The organism is Streptomyces sp. NBC_01465, assembly GCF_036227325.1.
Classification (GTDB): domain Bacteria; phylum Actinomycetota; class Actinomycetes; order Streptomycetales; family Streptomycetaceae; genus Streptomyces.
This window is the reverse complement of the sequence record NZ_CP109467.1, coordinates 6,698,696-6,717,133: the sequence shown is the minus strand read 5'-3', so window position 1 is coordinate 6,717,133 and position 18,438 is coordinate 6,698,696. Positions and strand designations below refer to the sequence as shown.

General features: G+C 71.7%; 19 protein-coding genes. 11 read left to right on the top strand and 8 right to left on the bottom strand.

From position 1 onward, the window contains the following. Positions 1-114: 114 nt before the first annotated feature. Positions 115-897: a pyrimidine reductase family protein gene (locus OG707_RS31570; RefSeq protein ID WP_329124362.1), complete on the bottom strand. Its 783-nt coding sequence runs from the start codon at positions 895-897 to the stop codon at positions 115-117. Between OG707_RS31570 and zapE the strand changes: the two genes are divergently transcribed. The 4 genes from zapE to OG707_RS31550 all read left to right on the top strand — a co-directional run bounded on the left by zapE (position 896) and on the right by OG707_RS31550 (position 4,842). Continuing rightward, a complete protein-coding gene (zapE, locus tag OG707_RS31565) occupies positions 896-2,011 on the top strand; it encodes a cell division protein ZapE (RefSeq protein WP_329124360.1) in 1,116 nt (371 codons plus the stop codon). The genes OG707_RS31570 and zapE overlap by 2 nt on opposite strands. A 36-nt stretch (positions 2,012-2,047) precedes the next feature. Then, the gene (locus tag OG707_RS31560) at positions 2,048-2,473 is read left to right on the top strand and encodes an OsmC family protein (protein ID WP_206963921.1); all 426 of its coding nucleotides are present in this window, start codon (positions 2,048-2,050) and stop codon (positions 2,471-2,473) included. 108 nt (positions 2,474-2,581) lie between these two features. Continuing rightward, a complete protein-coding gene (locus OG707_RS31555) occupies positions 2,582-3,952 on the top strand; it encodes an alkaline phosphatase PhoX (RefSeq protein ID WP_329124356.1) in 1,371 nt (456 codons plus the stop codon). A gap of 23 nt (positions 3,953-3,975) precedes the next feature. Next, on the top strand, positions 3,976-4,842 hold the full coding sequence (locus OG707_RS31550) for a PPK2 family polyphosphate kinase (RefSeq protein ID WP_329124354.1): 867 nt from the start codon (positions 3,976-3,978) through the stop codon (positions 4,840-4,842). Position 4,843: 1 nt separating this feature from the next. Here OG707_RS31550 and OG707_RS31545 read toward each other — a convergent pair whose 3' ends face one another. Then, positions 4,844-5,953: a baeRF3 domain-containing protein gene (locus tag OG707_RS31545; RefSeq protein WP_329124352.1), complete on the bottom strand. Its 1,110-nt coding sequence runs from the start codon at positions 5,951-5,953 to the stop codon at positions 4,844-4,846. A 92-nt stretch (positions 5,954-6,045) separates the two neighbouring features. Here OG707_RS31545 and OG707_RS31540 point away from each other — a divergent pair, with 92 nt between their 5' ends. After that, a complete protein-coding gene (locus tag OG707_RS31540) occupies positions 6,046-6,915 on the top strand; it encodes a polysaccharide deacetylase family protein (RefSeq protein ID WP_329124349.1) in 870 nt (289 codons plus the stop codon). Here OG707_RS31540 and OG707_RS31535 read toward each other — a convergent pair. The 4 genes from OG707_RS31535 to OG707_RS31520 are packed head-to-tail and all read right to left on the bottom strand — an operon-like array spanning position 6,912 to position 9,248. Beyond that, complete coding sequence (locus tag OG707_RS31535) at positions 6,912-7,061, bottom strand: hypothetical protein (protein WP_329124347.1); 150 nt, start codon at positions 7,059-7,061, stop codon at positions 6,912-6,914. The two genes, OG707_RS31540 and OG707_RS31535, sit on opposite strands and share 4 nt — an antisense overlap. Positions 7,062-7,075: 14 nt before the next feature. Further along, positions 7,076-7,744 (bottom strand): ABC transporter, encoded by a 669-nt coding sequence (locus OG707_RS31530; RefSeq protein WP_329124345.1) that lies wholly within the window; start codon positions 7,742-7,744, stop codon positions 7,076-7,078. Continuing rightward, positions 7,741-8,574: an ABC transporter ATP-binding protein gene (locus OG707_RS31525; protein ID WP_329128079.1), complete on the bottom strand. Its 834-nt coding sequence runs from the start codon at positions 8,572-8,574 to the stop codon at positions 7,741-7,743. The genes OG707_RS31530 and OG707_RS31525 overlap by 4 nt, the downstream gene beginning before the upstream one ends. After that, on the bottom strand, positions 8,571-9,248 hold the full coding sequence (locus OG707_RS31520; protein WP_329124343.1) for an AIM24 family protein: 678 nt from the start codon (positions 9,246-9,248) through the stop codon (positions 8,571-8,573). The genes OG707_RS31525 and OG707_RS31520 overlap by 4 nt, the downstream gene beginning before the upstream one ends. A 72-nt stretch (positions 9,249-9,320) precedes the next feature. Here OG707_RS31520 and OG707_RS31515 point away from each other — a divergent pair, with 72 nt between their 5' ends. The 6 genes from OG707_RS31515 to OG707_RS31490 all read left to right on the top strand — a co-directional run bounded on the left by OG707_RS31515 (position 9,321) and on the right by OG707_RS31490 (position 16,122). Beyond that, the gene (locus tag OG707_RS31515) at positions 9,321-10,031 is read left to right on the top strand and encodes an aminoacyl-tRNA hydrolase (protein WP_329124341.1); all 711 of its coding nucleotides are present in this window, start codon (positions 9,321-9,323) and stop codon (positions 10,029-10,031) included. 95 nt (positions 10,032-10,126) lie between these two features. Further along, a complete protein-coding gene (locus tag OG707_RS31510) occupies positions 10,127-11,650 on the top strand; it encodes a DUF692 domain-containing protein (RefSeq protein ID WP_329124340.1) in 1,524 nt (507 codons plus the stop codon). A gap of 4 nt (positions 11,651-11,654) precedes the next feature. Then, positions 11,655-12,707 carry a TIGR04222 domain-containing membrane protein gene (locus OG707_RS31505; RefSeq protein WP_329124338.1) on the top strand — a complete coding sequence of 351 codons (1,053 nt, stop codon included), beginning with the start codon at positions 11,655-11,657 and terminating at the stop codon, positions 12,705-12,707. Between the two features lie 87 nt (positions 12,708-12,794). Next, positions 12,795-13,568, top strand: a complete 774-nt coding sequence (locus OG707_RS31500) for a DUF4142 domain-containing protein (protein WP_329124336.1) — start codon at positions 12,795-12,797, stop codon at positions 13,566-13,568. A gap of 63 nt (positions 13,569-13,631) precedes the next feature. After that, entirely contained in the window at positions 13,632-14,399 is a 768-nt protein-coding gene (locus tag OG707_RS31495; protein ID WP_329124334.1) for a TIGR04222 domain-containing membrane protein, read from the top strand. A gap of 91 nt (positions 14,400-14,490) precedes the next feature. Further along, entirely contained in the window at positions 14,491-16,122 is a 1,632-nt protein-coding gene (locus OG707_RS31490; protein ID WP_329124332.1) for an alpha/beta hydrolase, read from the top strand. A gap of 25 nt (positions 16,123-16,147) precedes the next feature. On the opposite strand, the gene hemQ is transcribed toward OG707_RS31490, so the two are convergent. Together hemQ and hemG are read right to left on the bottom strand one after the other, a co-directional pair. Beyond that, positions 16,148-16,864: a hydrogen peroxide-dependent heme synthase gene (hemQ, locus tag OG707_RS31485; RefSeq protein ID WP_329124330.1), complete on the bottom strand. Its 717-nt coding sequence runs from the start codon at positions 16,862-16,864 to the stop codon at positions 16,148-16,150. A gap of 4 nt (positions 16,865-16,868) precedes the next feature. Further along, positions 16,869-18,305 carry a protoporphyrinogen oxidase gene (gene hemG / locus OG707_RS31480; protein ID WP_329124328.1) on the bottom strand — a complete coding sequence of 479 codons (1,437 nt, stop codon included), beginning with the start codon at positions 18,303-18,305 and terminating at the stop codon, positions 16,869-16,871. Positions 18,306-18,438 lie beyond the last annotated feature (133 nt).

Genomic DNA, 18,438 nt, shown 5'->3' with positions numbered 1-18,438 from the left:
GTGAACACCGCTGGAGCCCTTCTGCTGAAACCATCCTTCCCCGTGCCGACACGGGGTCTGAAAAGGTAAGTCTGCCCATCCGGAGCTAACCGGAACGACAAATTCCGCCGATTGTCAGACACGACGGTAGCGGCTGAAAAGGAACCCGGCCTCCTCCAGGAGCGACACCAAGGAGAACCGTTCCGGCACCGCCAACGCGGGGCCTCCGGCGATCCGCTGCGCATCGCCCGACGTGAGGGTCGGCGACAGCGTGAGACAGAGCTCGTCGAGCACCCCGGCCGCCACGAACTGGCCCAGCATCCGGGGCCCGCCCTCGGTCAGCAGCCGCCGGTGTCCCCGCTCGCCCAGCTCCCGCAGCGCCCGGGCCGGGTCCACGCCCGCCCCGTCACCGGCGATGACCACCTCGGCGCCCGCCTTCTCGGCCGCCCGTACGCGGTCCTCGGGCGCCGAGGCCCCCGTCAGGACCAGGGTCGGGACGAGCGGCGCGGCGAACAGCGGAAGCTCGAAGTCCAGCTCCAGGCTCGCGCTGACCACGGCGATCGCGGGCGCGGGCCCCTGGCCGGCCGCCGCCCTGCGCGCGGCGAAGGCCTCACGGGCGCGGGCCGGCCGGTACCCCTCGAGGCGAACCGTTTCCGCACCGACCACCACCGCATCGGCAAGCGCCCTCAGCGTGCCGAAGATCCGCATGTCCGTCTCGGAGGAGATCGGCTGCGATCGGCCGTCGTGCTGGGCCGCGCCGTCGAGCGAGGAGACCATGTTGGCCCGCAGCCACGGAGCGCCTCCTTCCGGGGCGGTCACCGGGTAGGCGTAGGCATCGGCCAGTTCGTCCAGGCTCCACTCGCGGTCCTCCGCGGGCGCTGGCACTGTCTGGTCGGTCACAGGGAGCAGGCGTCGCATGCCAGGCAGTGTGGCACGGCGCATAGAGTTAAGAACTGTGTCGTCGTCCATAGCTGAAGTGGTCCCCCAATCCCTGTGCGCCCTCGAGCCGCGCGTCCCCGCCGACCGTCTGGTCGCGGAGATGGTGCCGCCGCCGCGCTTCGACTCGGTCCGCTTCGATACGTACAACCCCGACCCCAACCAGCCCAGCCAGGCCGAGGCGGTCACCGTCCTCAGCGCCTTCGCCGCCGGTCTCGGCGGTGGCGCCACGGCCACCGGCGCGGGCAGGAAGCGCTGGTTCGGGGGTACGAAAAAGCCCGCCGCGCCCACCGGACCGCGCGGGGTCTACCTCGACGGCGGGTACGGCGTCGGCAAGACCCACCTGCTGGCCTCCCTCTGGCACGCCACCCCTGCGCCCCCCGAGCTCAAGGCCTTCGGCACCTTCGTGGAGCTGACGAACCTGGTCGGCGCGCTCGGCTTCCAGCAGACGGTCCAGACCCTCAGCGGCCACAAGCTGCTCTGCATCGACGAGTTCGAACTCGACGACCCGGGCGACACCGTCCTGGTCTCCTCCCTGCTGCGCCGCCTCGTCGAGGCGGGTGTCGCGCTGGCCGCGACCTCCAACACCCTGCCCGGCAAGCTCGGCGAGGGCCGCTTCGCCTCCGCCGACTTCCTCCGCGAGATCCAGGGCCTCTCCGCCCACTTCCGCCCGCTGCGGATCGACGGCGAGGACTACCGCCACCGGGGGCTGCCCGAGGCGCCCGCCCCGTACAGCGACGAGCAGGTCACCAAGGCGGCATACGCGACCGAGGGCGCGTCCCTCGACGACTTCCCTGCGCTGCTCGCCCATCTCGCCCGTATCCACCCGAGCCGCTACGGCGCCCTCACCGAGTCCGTCACCGCGGTCTGCCTGACCGATGTGACGCCGGTGCCCGACCAGTCGACGGCGCTGCGCCTGGTCGTCCTCGCTGACCGGCTCTACGACCGCGAGATCCCCGTGCTCGCCTCGGGCCTGCCCTTCGACCGCCTGTTCAGTGAAGAAATGCTCAACGGCGGCTACAAGAAGAAGTACTTCCGGGCGATCTCCCGGCTCACGGCCCTGGCACGCGACGCGAAGGGCCTGGTAGCGCAGTAGATTTGGGGCCACCAACCAACAGATTGGGATTTCATCATGGCCACCACGCGTCAGGCGCACACGGTCTGGGACGGCACGCTCCTCGAGGGTTCGGGCGTCGTCACCTTCGACTCCTCCGGCATCGGCGAGTACCCGGTCTCCTGGCCCGCCCGTGCCGAGCAGGCCAACGGCAAGACCAGCCCGGAGGAGCTCATCGCGGCCGCTCACTCCAGCTGCTTCTCCATGGCGCTGTCCAACGGTCTGACCAAGGCCGGCAACCCGCCGACCCAGCTGACCACCCAGGCCGACGTCACCTTCCAGCCGGGCACCGGCATCACCGGTATCCACATCACGGTCGAGGGCCAGGTCCCCGGTCTCGACGCGGACGGTTTCCAGGCCGCCGCCGAGGACGCCAAGGCCAACTGCCCGGTGAGCCAGGCCCTTTCGGGTACGACGATCACGCTCACCGCGAAGCTCGCCTGACCCTCGGGACTCCCGGGGCATCGTGACCCGCATGGTTCACGTGCCGTTGTGTACGTGCTAGACACATGCGGGTCATGCACCACCTGTCCGCCAACAGGGAGATGCCCCATGACCGATGCAACACGTCGTCACGTCCTGGCCCGTACCGGCGCGGTCGGCGCCGGTATCGCCTTTTCCGGGACTCTGTCGGCCCTCTTCGAGGGCACGGCCGCCGCTTCCCAGCCGAGCGGCAGATCGGGGTACGGACCGCTCGTCCCCGACCCCGCCGGACTGCTCGACCTCCCCCGGGGGTTCCACTACAAGGTCCTCTCCCGCGAGGGCGACCAGCTCCGCTCGGGCGAGGGCACCGTCCCCTCCAACCACGACGGGATGACGGCCCTGCCGGGGCGCAGGGGCCGCACGTACCTGGTCCGCAACCACGAGAACCGCGTCACGGCCAAGCACCGGGTGCCGGCGATCGCCGGGATCACGTACGACCCGAACGGCATGGGCGGCTGTACGGCCCTGGAGCTGGACGGCCGCAACAACGTGCTGTCCGAGCGGGTCGCCATCGCCGGTACGGCCGTCAACTGCGCGGGCGGGCCCACCCCTTGGCACACCTGGCTGACCTGCGAGGAGACCGAGGACAAGGCCGGCACCAACGGCTACACCAAGGACCACGGCTTCATCTTCGAGACCGACCCCTCCGACCCGCAGCGCAGCGGCGCCGTCCCGCTCACCGCGATGGGCCGCTTCGCGCACGAGGCGATCGCGATCGACCCGGACCACGGCACGGTGTACGAGACCGAGGACGCGTTCATCAAGCCGTTCGGCCTCTTCTACCGCTTCCACCCCAACAAGCCGCTGGGCGGCGTCGGTTCACTGCGCGCGGGCGGCGCCCTGGAGGCGATGCGGGTGCCGGGAGTGCCCGACCTCTCCGCCGTGCAGGAGACCGGGGCGCGCTTCGAGGGCGTCGAGTGGGTCCCCGTACCGGATCCGCTCGCGAAGGAAACCCCCATCCGGCTGCAGGACTTCGGGCCGAAGGGCATCACGCACGCGCAGAAGCTGGAGGGCTGCTACTGGGGCGGCTCCTGCGTGTACTTCGTCTCCAGCTTCGCCATCTCCAAGGACGGCGCGGCGGGCGACCACTTCGGGCAGGTCTGGAAGTACGAGCCGAAGAAGCGGCGCCTCACTCTGGTCGTGGTCTTCGGGCCGAGTACGGACATCCAGCTGCCCGGCGAGTCCCCCGACAACATCACGCTCGCCCCAGGCGGCGGGCTGATGGTGTGCGAGGACGGCGAGGGCGCCCAGCACGTCTTCGGTCTGGACCGGAAGGGGAAGGTCTATCCGATGGCCCGGGGGAGGCAGAACATCGGCACCGCGGAGGAACCGGCGTGGGGCGAGTTCGCGGGGGTCACCTTCGCCCCGGACGGCCGAACCATGTTCGTGAACTGCTACACCCCTGGCACGACCTTCGCCGTGACCGGACCATGGTGTTAACCGTCGGCTGAAAGGGATGCGCAGTGGCCAAGAAGGGTTCCAAGAAGAAAGACGTCCCCCTGCGCGAGCTGCTGCGCATCCCGCCCGGCGGGGAGGTCGATCTCTCCTCGTACGATCCGGAGGCCCTCCCCGCGGGCCCGAAGAAGAAGGCCGACGGCCTCGCCGAGACCACCCTGATGGGTGAACGTCTCGCCGATCTCCAGGAGCGCCTGTACGCGGCCTCCACGGGCGGCGACCGGCGGCGCGTGCTGCTGGTGCTCCAGGGCATGGACACCAGCGGCAAGGGCGGTGTCGTCAAGCACGTCATCGGCCTCTTCAATCCGTCGGGCTGCCGGATCAAGGCCTTCAAGAAGCCGACGCAGGAGGAGCTCAACCACCCGTTCCTGTGGCGGATCATCAAGTCGCTCCCGCAGCCGGGCGAGATCGGGATCTTCGACCGCTCGCACTACGAGGACGTCCTCATCGCCCGGGTGCGCGAGCTGGTGCCGCGCAGCCAACTGGGGCGCAGGTACGGGCAGATAAACCGCTTCGAGCAGTCCCTCGCCGAGGACGGCGTGACCGTCGTCAAGATCTTCCTGCACATCAGTTACGAGCAGCAGCAGCGACGCCTCCTGGAGCGGCTCGACAACCCGGACAAGCACTGGAAGTTCAATCCGGGCGACATCGAGGAACGGGCCCTGTGGCCCGCCTACCAGGAGGCGTACGAGATCGCCCTGGAGCGGTGCTCCACGGACGCCGCGCCCTGGTTCCTGGTGCCCTCGGACCGCAAGTGGTACCGGAACTGGGCGATCAGCAAGCTGCTGCTCGAGCACCTCGAGGCGCTCGATCCGCAGTATCCGAAGGCCGATTTCGACGTCGCCCAGTGCCGCAAGCAGCTGCTGGCCGGATAGGTCAGTAGCGCAGGTCGGCGGCGATGCGGCCGTGGGCGGCGAGCGCGTCGTCGGGGAGGAAGACGACTTCGGCGCCGCTGTCCAGGGCCGCCTCGACCAGTTCGTCGACGATGTCCTCGCGGACCTCGTGGTCGCCGTCCTGACCGGTGCCGGCGGGCGCCAGGTGGCCGTCCTCGAGCCGGACCTCCTCCTGGTAGTTGTCCTCGACGGCGACCAGCGCCGCACGTCCCTCGCGGACCGCTTCCCACACCTCGTCGAGCCCGGCGGCGAAGGTGCGCCGGCCTCTCGCCTCGTCCAGCCGACGCGCGACCTCGGCGGCCGACTTCTGCTCGAACTCGGCGACCAGGGGCGCCAGTTGGGCGTGCAGCTCCTGGGCGGGGCCGTTGGTGAGGCCGCCCTTGAGCAGCTTGCCCGCGACCTTGCGGGCCGCGCCGCCCGCCTCTTCGAGCGCGCCGAGGGCGGGGGCCAGGCCGACGACGTACACGGGGCGCGGATGCGCGGCGGTCACGGCGCCCAGTGCGGCGTCGACGCTGCGCAGGTACTGCTTCGTCGTCTCGTCCCGGTACGTGCTGGGGGTGTCGCCCTGGCGCTCCTCGCGCTGCACGTCCGTCTGGATCTCCTCGGGCTCCAGGGGGAAACCGTCCCCGGTGTGCTCGCGCAGACTCTCGCCCGAGCCGTCCCACAGCGTCGCGCGGTCGGCCGCGACGGCCAGCACCCAGTACGGCCTGGACTGCGCCTTCGCGGCGACCAGGTTGCGGGTGAGGTAGGTGTCGCTGAGCACGATGCGCTCGGGCACCGACCGCGGCAGCGACCAGAGTTGGTACTCGTCGGGGCGTACGAAGACGACCAGACCGTCGTGGGCGTGACTCAGGTCCAGGTCGGCGACGGCCCGGTCCAGCTGCGCCTTGATGTCGATGCGCGCCTTGCGCGGCACGGACTCGTCGGCCTCCAGGCGGTGCACGGCCTCCGCGACCAGATTGCGCAGCCGTACACCGTCCTGGGCGTTGTCGGGCTCGCGGCGGTGGGTCGGCATGCTCAGCGAGACGACCGGATACGGCTGGGGCGCGCGCAGTTCCTGCAGCAGCGCCGAGGTCAGTGCATCGGTTTCCATGGCTCCCTTTCGGGTTCACAAATGCCGCATTTACGACAATAGCCTAGACCGGGGTGCACGGTTCCTGCCCGTCGCTCGGATACGTTCCGTCCGTGATCACACTCGCCCGGCGGCTGACGGCCGCCGCCGCCCTCGGGGCCCTCCTCACCGGCTGCGGAACCGCCGCCCCGCAGTCCCGCACCGGCAGGCCCGCACCGGCAGCCTCTCCCGCGCCGCACCGCCACTCCCCCTCGCCCGCCGCCTCGCCCACCCCGTCGAAGCCGCCGACGATGGCGCCGGGGCCCGGCGGACTGACCCCCGTCTTCTCGCACGGCTCCCGCACCCGCGGCAAGATCGTCGCGCTGAGCTTCGACGCGGACATGACCGCGAGCGAGGGGCCGAGGGCGGCCGCGGGCGAGCACTTCGACAATCCGCGGCTCATCGCCGATCTACGGCGACTGAAGGTCCCGGCGACGGTCTTCATGACGGGCCGCTGGGCCGACGAGTACCCGGCCGAGGCCCGCTCGATCGGGGCCGACCCGCTCTTCGAGGTCGCCAACCACTCCTACAGCCACTACGCCTTCACGTCCCCCTGCTACGGACTGCCCGAGCTCGGCGCCGACTCGATGCGCTCCGACGCGGCGCGGGCGACAGCTGCCTTCCGCAGGGCGGGGGTGAGACACACGGTCCCCTACTTCCGCTTCCCCGGGGGCTGTTACAACAGCGCGGCCCTGCGCGCACTGGCTCCGCTGGGCATGACGGCGGTGCAGTGGGACGTGGTCAGCGGCGACCCCTTCGCGCAGGACTCCGACGCGGTGGCCGAGCAGGTGCTGTCGGGGGTGCGGCCCGGCTCGCTGGTGGTCATGCACTGCACCGAGAGCGCCGCGCCCGCCACGGACTCGGCCGTACGGCGGATCGTGCCCGAACTGCGCGCCCGCGGCTACCGGTTCGTGAAGGTCTCGGACCTGATGGGCGCGAGCTAGCCGGAACAGGCCGTGCGCTGGGCTTCCTGCCACTCGCAGACGGGGCAGAGCGTGATGCCGCGGGTCGACTCCGGGTACTCGGTCGGCTTGCGGCACAGCACGCACTCCGCCGTCGCCACTGCTGCTTTCGGTTCGGTCTCCTTCATACGGACGAGAGTAGTCAGCCGCGCCGGGAGGTGAGCCGGCAGACCACCGCCGCAGCTGCGGCCGCGATCGCCGCGGACGCGGCCAGGGGCAGCAGCGGGATGTGCACGGTGCCGGTCCGCGAGCCGCTGACCAGGCCGTACACCGCGGTATGGGCCGGTGATCCTGTCGTCACCAGGACCAGCAGCGCGGCCAGCGCGGTGGCCGTGACCGACCAGCCGGTGGAGCGCAGCACCGGCCAGGTGCAGAGGGCGCCCACGGCGGCGCCGACGAGGGCGCACACCAGGGCGGCGAGGAGTCCGGCGGCGGCCGCGGAGAGTCGCGGTACGGCCGTCTGATGGTCGGTGCTCGACGGGTCGCTCATCGCGGTGATCACCGCGGTCCCCGCCACCGCGAGCACGGCCGCGCAGACCGACGCCGCGCCCAGGCAGGAGAGATGGACCCGGGCGGGGCTGGTCGCGGCCGCCGCGCAGTGCCGGGCGGCAGGGGGTTCCTGGGTGGCGCAGATGCGGACCAGCCAGGCGGTGACCGGGAGCAGGGCCGCGGCCGCGACGCCGAGGGAGTCGAGCACCGGGTCGCCGCCCTGGGCGCCGACCGCGAGGAAGATCCCGTACAGGAGGACGGGCGGGAGCCAGCGCTGGGAGCGCAGGAGCAGCTCGGTCTGGTAGCGGAGCAGTGCGGTCATCGGTCCTCGTGCACCTGGTGGGTCAGTCCGCGAATGTGCCAGCGCGCGGCGAGCAGCGCCCGCAGCAGGGCGTCGGAGTGGACGGCGGCGACGGTCAGGGTGGCGGCATCGGGACCCTGCTCGCACACGGGCGCCCCCGGCAGATGCGTCGGAAGTACGGCACCGGGCGGGCCCGAGGCCTCGACCCGGACCCGAGGTCCGGCCGTCTCCTCCCGTACGACCGCGACCGGCACCAGCGCGCTGCCCTCCACCCGGTGGCCCACGTCGACGGCGTCCGCGAGGCGGCGCGGGTCGTGGTCGACGAAGACGGCGGTGGCGCCCGCGGCGACGCGCTCGGCGACCGCGCCGTCGAGGGTGTCGCGGGCTGCGGTGTCCAGGCCGGTCCAGGCCTCGTCCAGGATCAGCAACTCCGGTGCGGCGAGGAGGGCTTGGGCCACGGCAATCTTCTGGCTGGTGCCCTTGGAGAGGCGGCTGAGCGGCGTACGGGCGTACTCCGTGATCCCGAACCGCTCCAGCCATTCGGCGGCCCCGGCCTGTGCGGCGGCCCGGCCCAGGCCGTGGATCCGGCCGAGGTGGACCAGATAGGCGCGCGCCGTGAACGGCAGGGCGGCGGGGAAGCGTTCGGGGACGTACGCGGTGCGCGGGCGGCCGGTGACGGACCCCTCCGTCGGGGTGTCGATCCCGGCGAGCAGCCGCAGCAGCGTCGACTTGCCGCTGCCGTTGACCCCTTCGACGCGTACGACGGCGTGCGGGGGCAGATCAAGATCCACCCCGCGCAGCACCCAGGGCCCGCCGAGGCCGTACCGACGGCCGACTCCGTTCAGTTTCAGTGCTGTTGGGCCTTCTGCGGGGTGGCCTCGCTCGGCCGTACGATCACGAATCCCTCGCCCTGCAGCATCAGCTGGACGGCTTCGCCCGAGCCGCCGCGGATCATCGAGCCGATGGACTGCGAGCGGTGCAGGGAGGTGCTGAGGTGCGCGGACCAGCCGACCACGGCGTCGGTGTCGACGTACACCGGGGCCTGGGGCGAGACGGGGATGACGATGGGGTTGCCCTCGCAGATCAGGCCGAGCTTGCCGTGGCCCGTGAAGACGCTGTTGAAGAGGCCGCCGCCCGCGATGCCCGAGCCCTTCACGGTCTTGATCTCGTACGAGAGCGTGGAGTCGAAGCACAGGACGTTGCGGCCGTTGATGGTGAGCGCGTCGCCCTGCTCGACGTCGACGATGAAGCAGTTCGCGGCCTCCTGCGCGAACCAGGCCTCGCCCTGTCCGGTGACCGCCATCAGCGGCAGGCCCTCGCCGGTGACGGCGCGCTTGAGCATGCCGCCTATCCCCTGGCCCTTCCGCTCGAACTGCAGATTTCCGCGGTAGGCGATCATCGAGCCCTGGCGGGCGAGCATGTCGCCATTGATCGCGTACTTGATCGATTTGGCGTTCTGCAGGGTCATGCCGGGGGCGACGGCCGGCTGCGCCATGTTGTCCGTGGAGAAAAGATCGCTCTTCATGCGGAGCATCCTCGCCCGGAGGGACTGCCTCCGCCAAGAAGGTGCGCAGGACGGGCTGGCAAACTGGTACGCGTGAGCAGCAACGACAGTCCTTTTGTGGTGGAGCCGACGTCGCGCGACGAGGCCCCGCAGTTCGTCCTCCCCCTCGTGGTCCACATCGAGAAGGCCGAACCCCCCGCCCGTACCGACGCCTTGGAGACGGCGGCGCGGGCCGTCCTGGTGATCCTCTCCGACGAGCGGTCGCTGGGCGACGGGGAGTGGGCGGACGTCATGCGGGACTGGCAGGACGCCCGGATCCGCAAGGTGGTGCGGCGTGCGCGCGGCGCGGAGTGGCGCAAGGCGTGCGCGCTGCCGGGGATCACGGTGACGGGCAAGGCCGCGGAGGTACGGGTCTTCCCGCCGGTGCCGCTGGACGGCTGGCCGAAGGAGCTGGCGAAGCTGCAGGTCAGCGGGACGGACCTGGACGACCCCGAGGAGCCTGCGGCGCCCGACCTCACCGCGCCCGTCCTCTGGATGAGCCCGGACGTCGAGATGTCGGCGGGCAAGGCGATGGCGCAGGCCGGACACGGGGCGCAGCTGGCGTGGTGGGAGCTGTCGGCGGCGGAGCGCGAGGAGTGGCGGGCGGCGGGCTTCCCACTGTCGGTGCGTACGGCCGCGGCGGTGCAGTGGAAGGAGCTCACGGAGAGCGGGCTGCCGGTGGTCAGGGATGCGGGCTTCACGGAAATCGCGCCGGGATCCTGCACGGTCGTCTCCGACCATCCCGCGCTGCGGAACCTCAAATGAAGCTCTGAACGTCTCTCCGGCAGGGTTCGCCTCCGTCTGAGGGGGTCATGACCCCTGCACGCACAACGCGGGTGGGTGTGAAGGAGGGGGAAACGATGCGGCATCACCTGGGTACGGGGATCGGCTGGCGTCCGGAGATCGCGGAGACGGTGGAGGCGCTGCCCGGCCTGGACTGGGTCGAGGTGGTGGCGGAGAACATCTGCCCCGGCCATCTCCCCGCCTCGCTGCAGCGCCTGCGCGACCGGGGCGTGACGATCGTCCCGCACGGTGTCTCGCTGGGGATCGGCGGCGCGGACCGCCCCGACGCGGGCCGCCTGGCGGACCTGGCGGCGCGGGCGGAGTTCCTTCAGTCGCCCCTGGTCACGGAACACATCGCGTTCGTACGGGCGGGAGGCGCGCTGACGGCATCGCCCGCGCTGGAGGCCGGCCATCTGCTGCCGGTCCCGCGCACCTGGGACGCGCTCGACGTGCTGTGCGAGAACGTCCGCATCGCGCAGGACGCGCTGCCCGTACCGCTCGCGCTGGAGAACATCGCGGCACTGATCGCCTGGCCGGACGAGGAGCTCACGGAGGGCCAGTTCCTGGCGGAGCTGGTGGCCCGCACGGGGGTGCGCCTCCTGATCGACGTGGCCAACCTCCACACGAACCACGTGAACAGGGGCGAGGACCCGGCTAAGGCCCTGGCCGAGCTCCCCCTGGAGGCGATCGCGTACGTCCACGTGGCGGGCGGAGTGGAGAAGGACGGCGTCTGGCACGACACCCACGCCCACCCGGTCACCGAGCCGGTCCTGAACGTCCTGGCGGAACTCCGCTCCCGGGTGGACCCGCCGGGCGTACTCCTGGAACGCGACGACGACTTCCCGCCTGCGGCGGAGCTGGAGGCCGAACTCGCGGCGATACGGGGAGTGTTGACGACTGGAGGCTTGTCCCGCGGGTCTGTGTCTGTCGGGACCAGCGCCGTCGCGCGGCCCGGCAAGGCGCACGGCACTGAGTGCGCGCCCGGCACCCCGGCCGCCCGCACCGGCGCAGTGGTACTGGACCGGTCGCCCGGCACGAGCACGATCGAGCCGACGACGCCCGGTTCCGGAGGCGGATCCGGCGAACCCGGCCCCGACTCCTCATCGCACGGCGAAGCTCGTGCCACCGAGGCGCGGGCCGATCGCCCCGACGGCGCTGTTGTCCCGGCCCCGGAGGGGCACGGCGCGAGCGACGCCGCGCGTCTGGGCGTCGCGCTGGCTCAGGCATCCTTGCTGTCCGCGCTCGTCGCCGGCACGCCCGCTCCCGAGGGGTTCGACACCCGGCGGCTTCGCGTGCAGAGCCGCTCCCTGGCCGCCAAGCGCGCCGACGTCGTCGCCAAGGTCGCCCCCGAGCTGCCCCGGATACTGGGCAGCGGATACCGGGACGCCTTCCTCTCGTACGCCAAGTCCCGCCCGATGTCCGGTGGTTACCGCCGCGACGCCCTGGACTTCGCCGAGCATCTGCTCGTCGCGGGGCGGCCCGCCGACCCCGCCGCCCGGCAGGCGCTGACCCGGTGGTGGCAGGACCGGGCCGCCCCTCGTCCGCCCACCCGCAGGACCCGTTTCGTACGGGCCGCCCGTGCCGCACTTGCGGGAAGGTGATCACGTGAACGGTCTCGCGCTCCTCTACTACCTGGTGATCGGCGCCTCCTCCATCGGCCTGATCTCCCTCACCGTCCGTGCCCGCGGGCACGCCACCGCCGGCTCCGGCGTCCATGACGTCATGGAGGCCGCCTTCCTGTCGGGCGGACCCGCCCGGGTCACCGACACCGCTCTCACGGCCATGTCCGAGGACGGCCGGATCCAGGTGGGCGGTCCGGGCATCGTCGCCGTGCAGCGGCCCGTCGCGCAGGAGCCCGTCGAGCGCGCCGTGCTGGCGGCGCTCGCCGAGGCGCCCAGCGGAGCGCTGCACGAGCTGCGGTACGCGGTGATGCGCAGCCCCGCCGTGCAGGAGATCGGCGACGGGCTCGCGGCGCGCGGGCTGATGGTGGAGCCGCACGCCCGGCGGGCGCCCGGGGTGTGGGGGCTCGTCCAGTTCGTCGTCTGCTTCCTGGGGCTGCCGCTGTCCGTCATTCCGACGGCCATGGAATTCTCGTCGGCCGAGTTCGGCGAGGACCCGTTCCCCTTCATCATCAAGGTGCTTCCCGCCCTGATCGGCGGGATGGTCACCGGCCTGGTGTGCTCGGCCGTCTCCGGACGCCGGGTGACAGGACCGGGCAAGGCGGCCCTGGCCGCCTACCGGGCCGAGTACGCACTGCATCCGGCCGGCGCCGTACGGGTCGCGCTGCACGGGCTGCGCGCGCTGCCCGATCCGCTCCTGCAGGCACAGCTGTTCGCGGCCGCGCGCATGCCGGGAGCCGGGCCGCGCAGGTCCTCCTCCATGTCCTCGGGCTCGCATTACGACCCGTACACCGCCGCTGTCATCACCACGCCAACGGTGTGGTGCGGCAGCCCGGGCTCGAGCGGATCGGGCTGCGGGAGCAGCAGCAGCGGAGGCGGCGGGTCCAGCTGCGGAGGCGGCTCCGGGTCCTCCTGCAGCAGTGGCTCGAGTTGCAGCAGTGGCTCCAGTTGCGGCAGTTCCGGGTCGAGCTGCGGCGGTAGTTCGGGCTCCAGCTGCGGATCGAGTTCCGGTTCCAGCTGCGGATCCAGCAGCAGCTAGGGCCCCACCCCTGCCTGGGATTTCGCCGAACTCCCCACAGGATCATCGAAACGCGCACTAACGTGCGGTGCCGCACCAGGAGGCACCATGCGTTCCATCACCGGCACCACGCTGGTCGTCGTCGCCCTCACGGCGACGATCAGCGCCCTGCTCTTTCCGATCTGGTCGTACGCGGACCGTTCCGGAACCGGCGTCGCGAATCTCAACGCCGGTACGGTGAACACCCGTTGGGGCCCGCTCTCCGCCGCCGACCGCGACTTTGTCGTACGCGTCAGACTCGCCGGCCTGTGGGAGGGCCCGGCGGGCCAGCAGGCCATCGAGCGCGCCCCCACGCCCGCGATCAAGACCGCGGGCGAGCACCTCGTCGACGGCCACGCCTTCCTCGACGCCCGCGTCCGCGAAGTCGCGGCCCAGTTGGGCATGGAGCTGCCGACCCAGCCCAACGCCCAGCAGCAGGGCTTCCTGAAGACCCTCACCGGGGACCGCGACACGACGACGTACGAGAAGGACTTCGCCACCATCGTGCGCCAGGCCCACGGCAAGGTCTTCTCCCTCGTCGCCCAGATCAGGGCCAACACCCGTAACTCCTTGGTCCGCACCCTCGCGGACGACGCGAACACGACCGTCCTGGACCATATGAAGGTCCTCGAGGCGACCGGCTTCGTCGACTTCCAGGCGCTCGCCACGTCCGCAGCCGCCACCGCGACCGCAAGTCCCACCGGACCGCCCCCGCCCGTCCCGGGCAGCACCCCGCCGGCCGTGCCGCCCGTCACCTCCTCGCCCAGCTTCCCGCTGCCCCCGCCCGCCTCCCGCGCGAATCCCTCCCCGGCCGCCGCGTCGCCCACCGCAACGAACCCATAACGCCCGGTCCACATCGTGGATATCCCATGGCGCTCCGGCAACCGACTCGCGTAGAAAGCCGACATGTTCTGGGTCATCTTTCTGCTGGTCGCATGGGCTGCCGCAGGAATCTCGTGCGGCCGGCTCTGCCTCGCCACGGTCGAAGCCGCCCGCCCCGCACCGGAGTCCGCGGACAGCGAAGGCCGCTCGCTCACGCTCTACGAGGCCGCGTTCCTCGCGGGCGGCCCCCACCGGGTCACCGATCTGACGCTGATCTCCATGCACCGCCGGCGGCGGCTGCTGCTCGCCCACACCGGCTGGGCAACCGTCGTCGACCCCGAGGGCCAGGACGACCTGGAGCGCAGCGTGCTGCGGGCGATCGGCCCCGCGGGTCAGGCCCGTACCGCCGCGATACGGACCGCGGCAGCGGCCGCCGACGCCGTACGCACCCTCGCCGACCGCCTGGTCCACGCGGGCCTCGCCGTCCCCGAGAACGCCCGCACGGACATCGCGGCGGGCGTCCGCGCGGTGCGCGCCGCGACCGTGCTCGTCCTCGCGATGGCCGCCGCGGCCCTGCTGATGGTGGATCAGAGCAACACCGGCCGGGGCCCGATCGCCGCCTGGTTCTCCCTCCCGCTCGTTCTCACCCTGGGCTGCCTGGCGATCGCCCGCATCGAGGTCCACCCGTACACCCGCTGGGCCTCCGCCGAGGGGCAGCGCCTGCTGGCCGCTCTCGGGGACGTGGAGCCGGACTATCTGACCGCCGTGGCCGTACGGGGCCTGCGCGCGGTGGACGATCCGGCGCTGCGGGCGGCCCTCGGCAGTGGCCGCACCGCGCATAGGAGTCATTGACCCCGACACCGGCAGGCGGTGCTTTACTTAGTCAACTACCGCACGAATCATCCCTTTTGTTCTGCAGGTACGCAGTCACGAAGGGATAGCGATGAGAGCAGTAGCGCTGTACGGAACAGCCGGGGCCTTGATCCTGTCGGCCATGTCCTCCCTGGCCACCGCCCCCGCCGCACACGCCGGCAGCGCCGACACCGCCGCCGCCCCCGCCTCCGCCGAGTCCACGGGCACCGAGGTCGCGGCCCGGCGCGCGGCCGCCACCGGTATCGCCTTCGGCAAGTGCGCCGCCGTCGAGCAGGTGTCGGCGCCCGCCCAGTGCGGCACCGTGAAGGTCCCGCTCGACTACGCGCACCCCAACGGGAAGCAGATCGCGCTGACGGTCAGCCGCCTGCGCGCCACCGGCGAAAAGGCCGCCCGCCAGGGCGCGTTGGTCTTCAACCCGGGCGGCCCCGGCGCCTCCTCCATGTACTTCCCCCTCGTCGCCGACTTCCCGGAGTGGAAGGGCCTCGCGAAGGCGTACGACATGGTGGGCTACGCCCCACGCGGTGTCGGCCGCTCCGCCCCGCTCTCCTGCGTCTCCCCCGCCGAGTTCGCCAAGGCGCCCACCGGCGCCCCGGCGTTCCCCTCCGAGGCGTACAAGCGCAAGCGCATCGCACAGGCGAAGGCGTACGCCGAGGGCTGCGCACGCCGCGCGGGCTCGGCGCTGCGCCACTACACCTCGCTCAACAACGCCCGTGACCTGGACGTCCTGCGGGCCGCGCTCGGCGAGAAGAAGCTGACCTTCATGGGTGCCTCGTACGGCACCTACTTCGGTGCGGTGTACGCGACGCTCTTCCCCTCGCACGTACGCCGCATGGTCTTCGACTCGGCGGTCAACCCCGACCCGAAGCAGATCTGGTACGACAACAACCTCGACCAGTCGCTCGCCTTCGAGCGCCGCTGGGAGGACTTCCGCCGCTGGGTCGCCAAGCACGACAAGACGTACCACCTCGGCTCAACTCCCCAGGCGGTACTGGCCAGTTACGACAAGGTGCGGGCCCGTCTCGCACACGACCCGGCCGGCGGTACGGTCGGCCCCGCGCAGCTCCAGGCGGCGTTCCTGCAGGCCGGTTACTACGACGACGTGTGGGCCGACCGCGCCGCCGCCCTGAGCGCGTATCTGAAGGGCGACCCGAAGCCGCTGATCGCCCAGGCCGCCCCGGACCCGAAGTCCGCCTGGGACAACGAGAACGGCAACGCCGTCTACACGGCGGTGGAGTGCAACGACACCGCCTGGCCGAGGGACTGGAGGACCTGGGACCGCGACAACACCGCGCTCGCGCGCCGGGCGCCGTTCGAGACCTGGGACAACGCCTGGATGAACCTGCCGTGCGCGTTCTGGAAGGCACCGCACCAGCAGCCGCTGGACGTCCGCACCGCGCGCGGCGCACTGCCGCCGACGCTGATCCTGGCCGCGGAGCGCGATGCGGCGACCCCGTACCCGGGGGCGCTGGAGCTGCAGAGGAGGCTGCCCGGGTCCGTACTGATCACGGAGCGGGGCGCGGGGACGCATGGTATCGGCGGCGGCGCCAACGCCTGCGTGAACAACTACATGGAGGAGTACCTGCTGAGTGGTCGGACGCCGGTGCGGCGCGCTGCGTGCGCGCCGCACCCGGAGCCGAACCCGGTGTCATTGGACGGGCGGGCGCTGGCAGGGCTAGTGCCCCCGCTGGATTCCGCCGTCTGATCTTCCGGGTTGAGGGGTGGTGGGCCTAGGCCAGGCCCGCCACCAGGTCTGCGACGGACTTGCGGCGGCCCGTGTAGAACGGGACCTCCTCGCGGACGTGCATCCGCGCCTCGGACGCCCGCAGATGGCGCATGAGGTCGACGATGCGGTAGAGCTCGTCGGCCTCGAAGGCCAGCAGCCACTCGTAGTCGCCGAGCGAGAACGAGGCGACCGTGTTGGCGCGCACGTCGGGGTAGCCGCGGGCCATCATGCCGTGGTCCTTGAGCATGCGGCGACGGTCCTCGTCGGGCAGCAGGTACCAGTCGTAGGAGCGCACGAAGGGGTAGACGCTCACATAGTTGCGGGGCGTCTCGTCGGCCAGGAAGGCCGGGATGTGCGACTTGTTGAACTCGGCGGGGCGGTGCAGCGCCATGTTCGACCAGACCGGCTCCAGCGCGCGGCCGAGCTTGGTGCGGCGGAAGAGGTTGTACGCCTCCTGCAGCTCGTCGGCCGTCTCAGCGTGCCACCAGATCATGACGTCGGCGTCGGCGCGCAGCCCCGAGACGTCGTACGTGCCGCGGACGGTGATGTCCTTGGCGGCGAGCTGGTCGAAGAGCTCCTGGACCTCGTCCGCGTAACCGGCGCGGTTCTCGGGCAGGACATCGCGCAGCTTGAAGACGGACCACAGGGTGTAGCGGATGACCTCGTTGAGGTCCTTCGCCTTCTTCCCCGCGTTGGGAATCTTCTCTGGTGCATCAGTCATGCCGCTATTGTCCCAAGCCGTTCGGGATGCCCGGCACCAGGGTGGGCGTGGCCAAGATCTCGTCGGCCGCGCGCTGTGCACCGGCGATGCACGCAGGGATACCGACCCCGTCGTACGCCGCCCCGCAGACGCTCAGTCCGGGCAGTGCGGCGACCGCGGTACGGATACGGCCGACCCGCGCCAGATGCCCGACCGGGTACTGCGGCAGCCCTCCTATCCACCGGGTGACGGCGGACGCGACCGGCTTGGCGCTCAGCCCGGTCGCCTCGCCCAGGTCGCTCAGCGACACGTCCACCAGGTCGGCGTCCTCGCGGTGCAGATGCGCCTCGTCGCCGTAGCGGCCCAGCGAGGTGCGCAGCAGGACGAGTTCGGGGTCGCGGTCGGCCCAGGCCCACTTCTGGCTGGAGAAGGTGGAGGCCTTGATGGTGTGGCCGTCGACGGGCGGCACCAGGAAGCCGGAGCCCTTCGGCAGGTTCACCTCGCTGCGGCGGAAGGCGAGGGTGACCAGGGACATCGACGCGTACTCGACGGCGGCCAGTTCGGCGGAAGCGGCGGGCGACTCGGCGGCGAGGAGCGCGGAGGCGGCCCAGGCGGGGGCGGCCAGGACGACGGCGTCGGCCTCGACGAATCCGTCGTCGGTACGCAGCCGCCAGCCGGCCCCGGTGCGCCGCAGCTCGTGGACGGGCCGGTGCAGCTGGATGTCGCCGCCGCCCGCGCGGATCGCGTCGGCGACCGCGCCGGGAAGGGTGCCGATGCCGCCTTCGAGGCCCGCGAAGACGGGGGTGGCGGGGGCGACTGAGCTGTTGGGGGTCCGCTCCTGGATCGAGCGGACGGCGCCGGTGAGGGTGTCGTGGCTGCGGACGGCCTCGTAGAGCGCGGGGACGGAGGAGCGCATCGAGGTGCGGTAGACGTCGCCCGCGTACACCCCGCCGAGCAGCGGCTCGACGAGCCGGTCGACGACCTCGCGTCCCATGCGGGCGGCGACGTACTCACCGAGCGCGGTGTCCTCGCCGATCTCGGTGCGCGGCAGTTCGAGGTCCTGGGCGATCCGGCGCAGGCCGTCCTCGGAGAGGACGCCGGTGAGCGCCTGTGCGTCGCCGGGTACGCCCATCACATGCCCCTTGGGCATGGGGACGAGCGCGCCCCGGTTCCAGAGACTGGCGCTCGCGATCGCGGGCGGCTGCAGGGCGTCGCCGAGGCCCACCGCGCGGGCGAGGCCGACGCCTTCTGTGCGGCGGGCGAGCATGGACTCGGCGCCGAAGTCGGTCCGTACGCCCTCGATCTCGCCCGTCAGCAGCTTGCCGCCCAGCGTCCCCGAGCCCTCCAGGACGGTCACGCGCACCCCGGTGCCCAGCAGCCGGTGGGCGGCCGCGAGGCCGGAGATGCCGCCGCCGACGACGACGACGTGGCCCGTACGTGTGTCCTGTGTGTCCGCACTCATGGGGTCCACTCTCTCAAACCCCTGCCGCAACCCCTTTCCGAGTCCCGAACGTGACCGCTTCGGGATCAGCGGAGAGCAACCCGCCCCAGGGCCCCGTACGTCGAACCTGCAACAACGGACACGACGTTCGGGG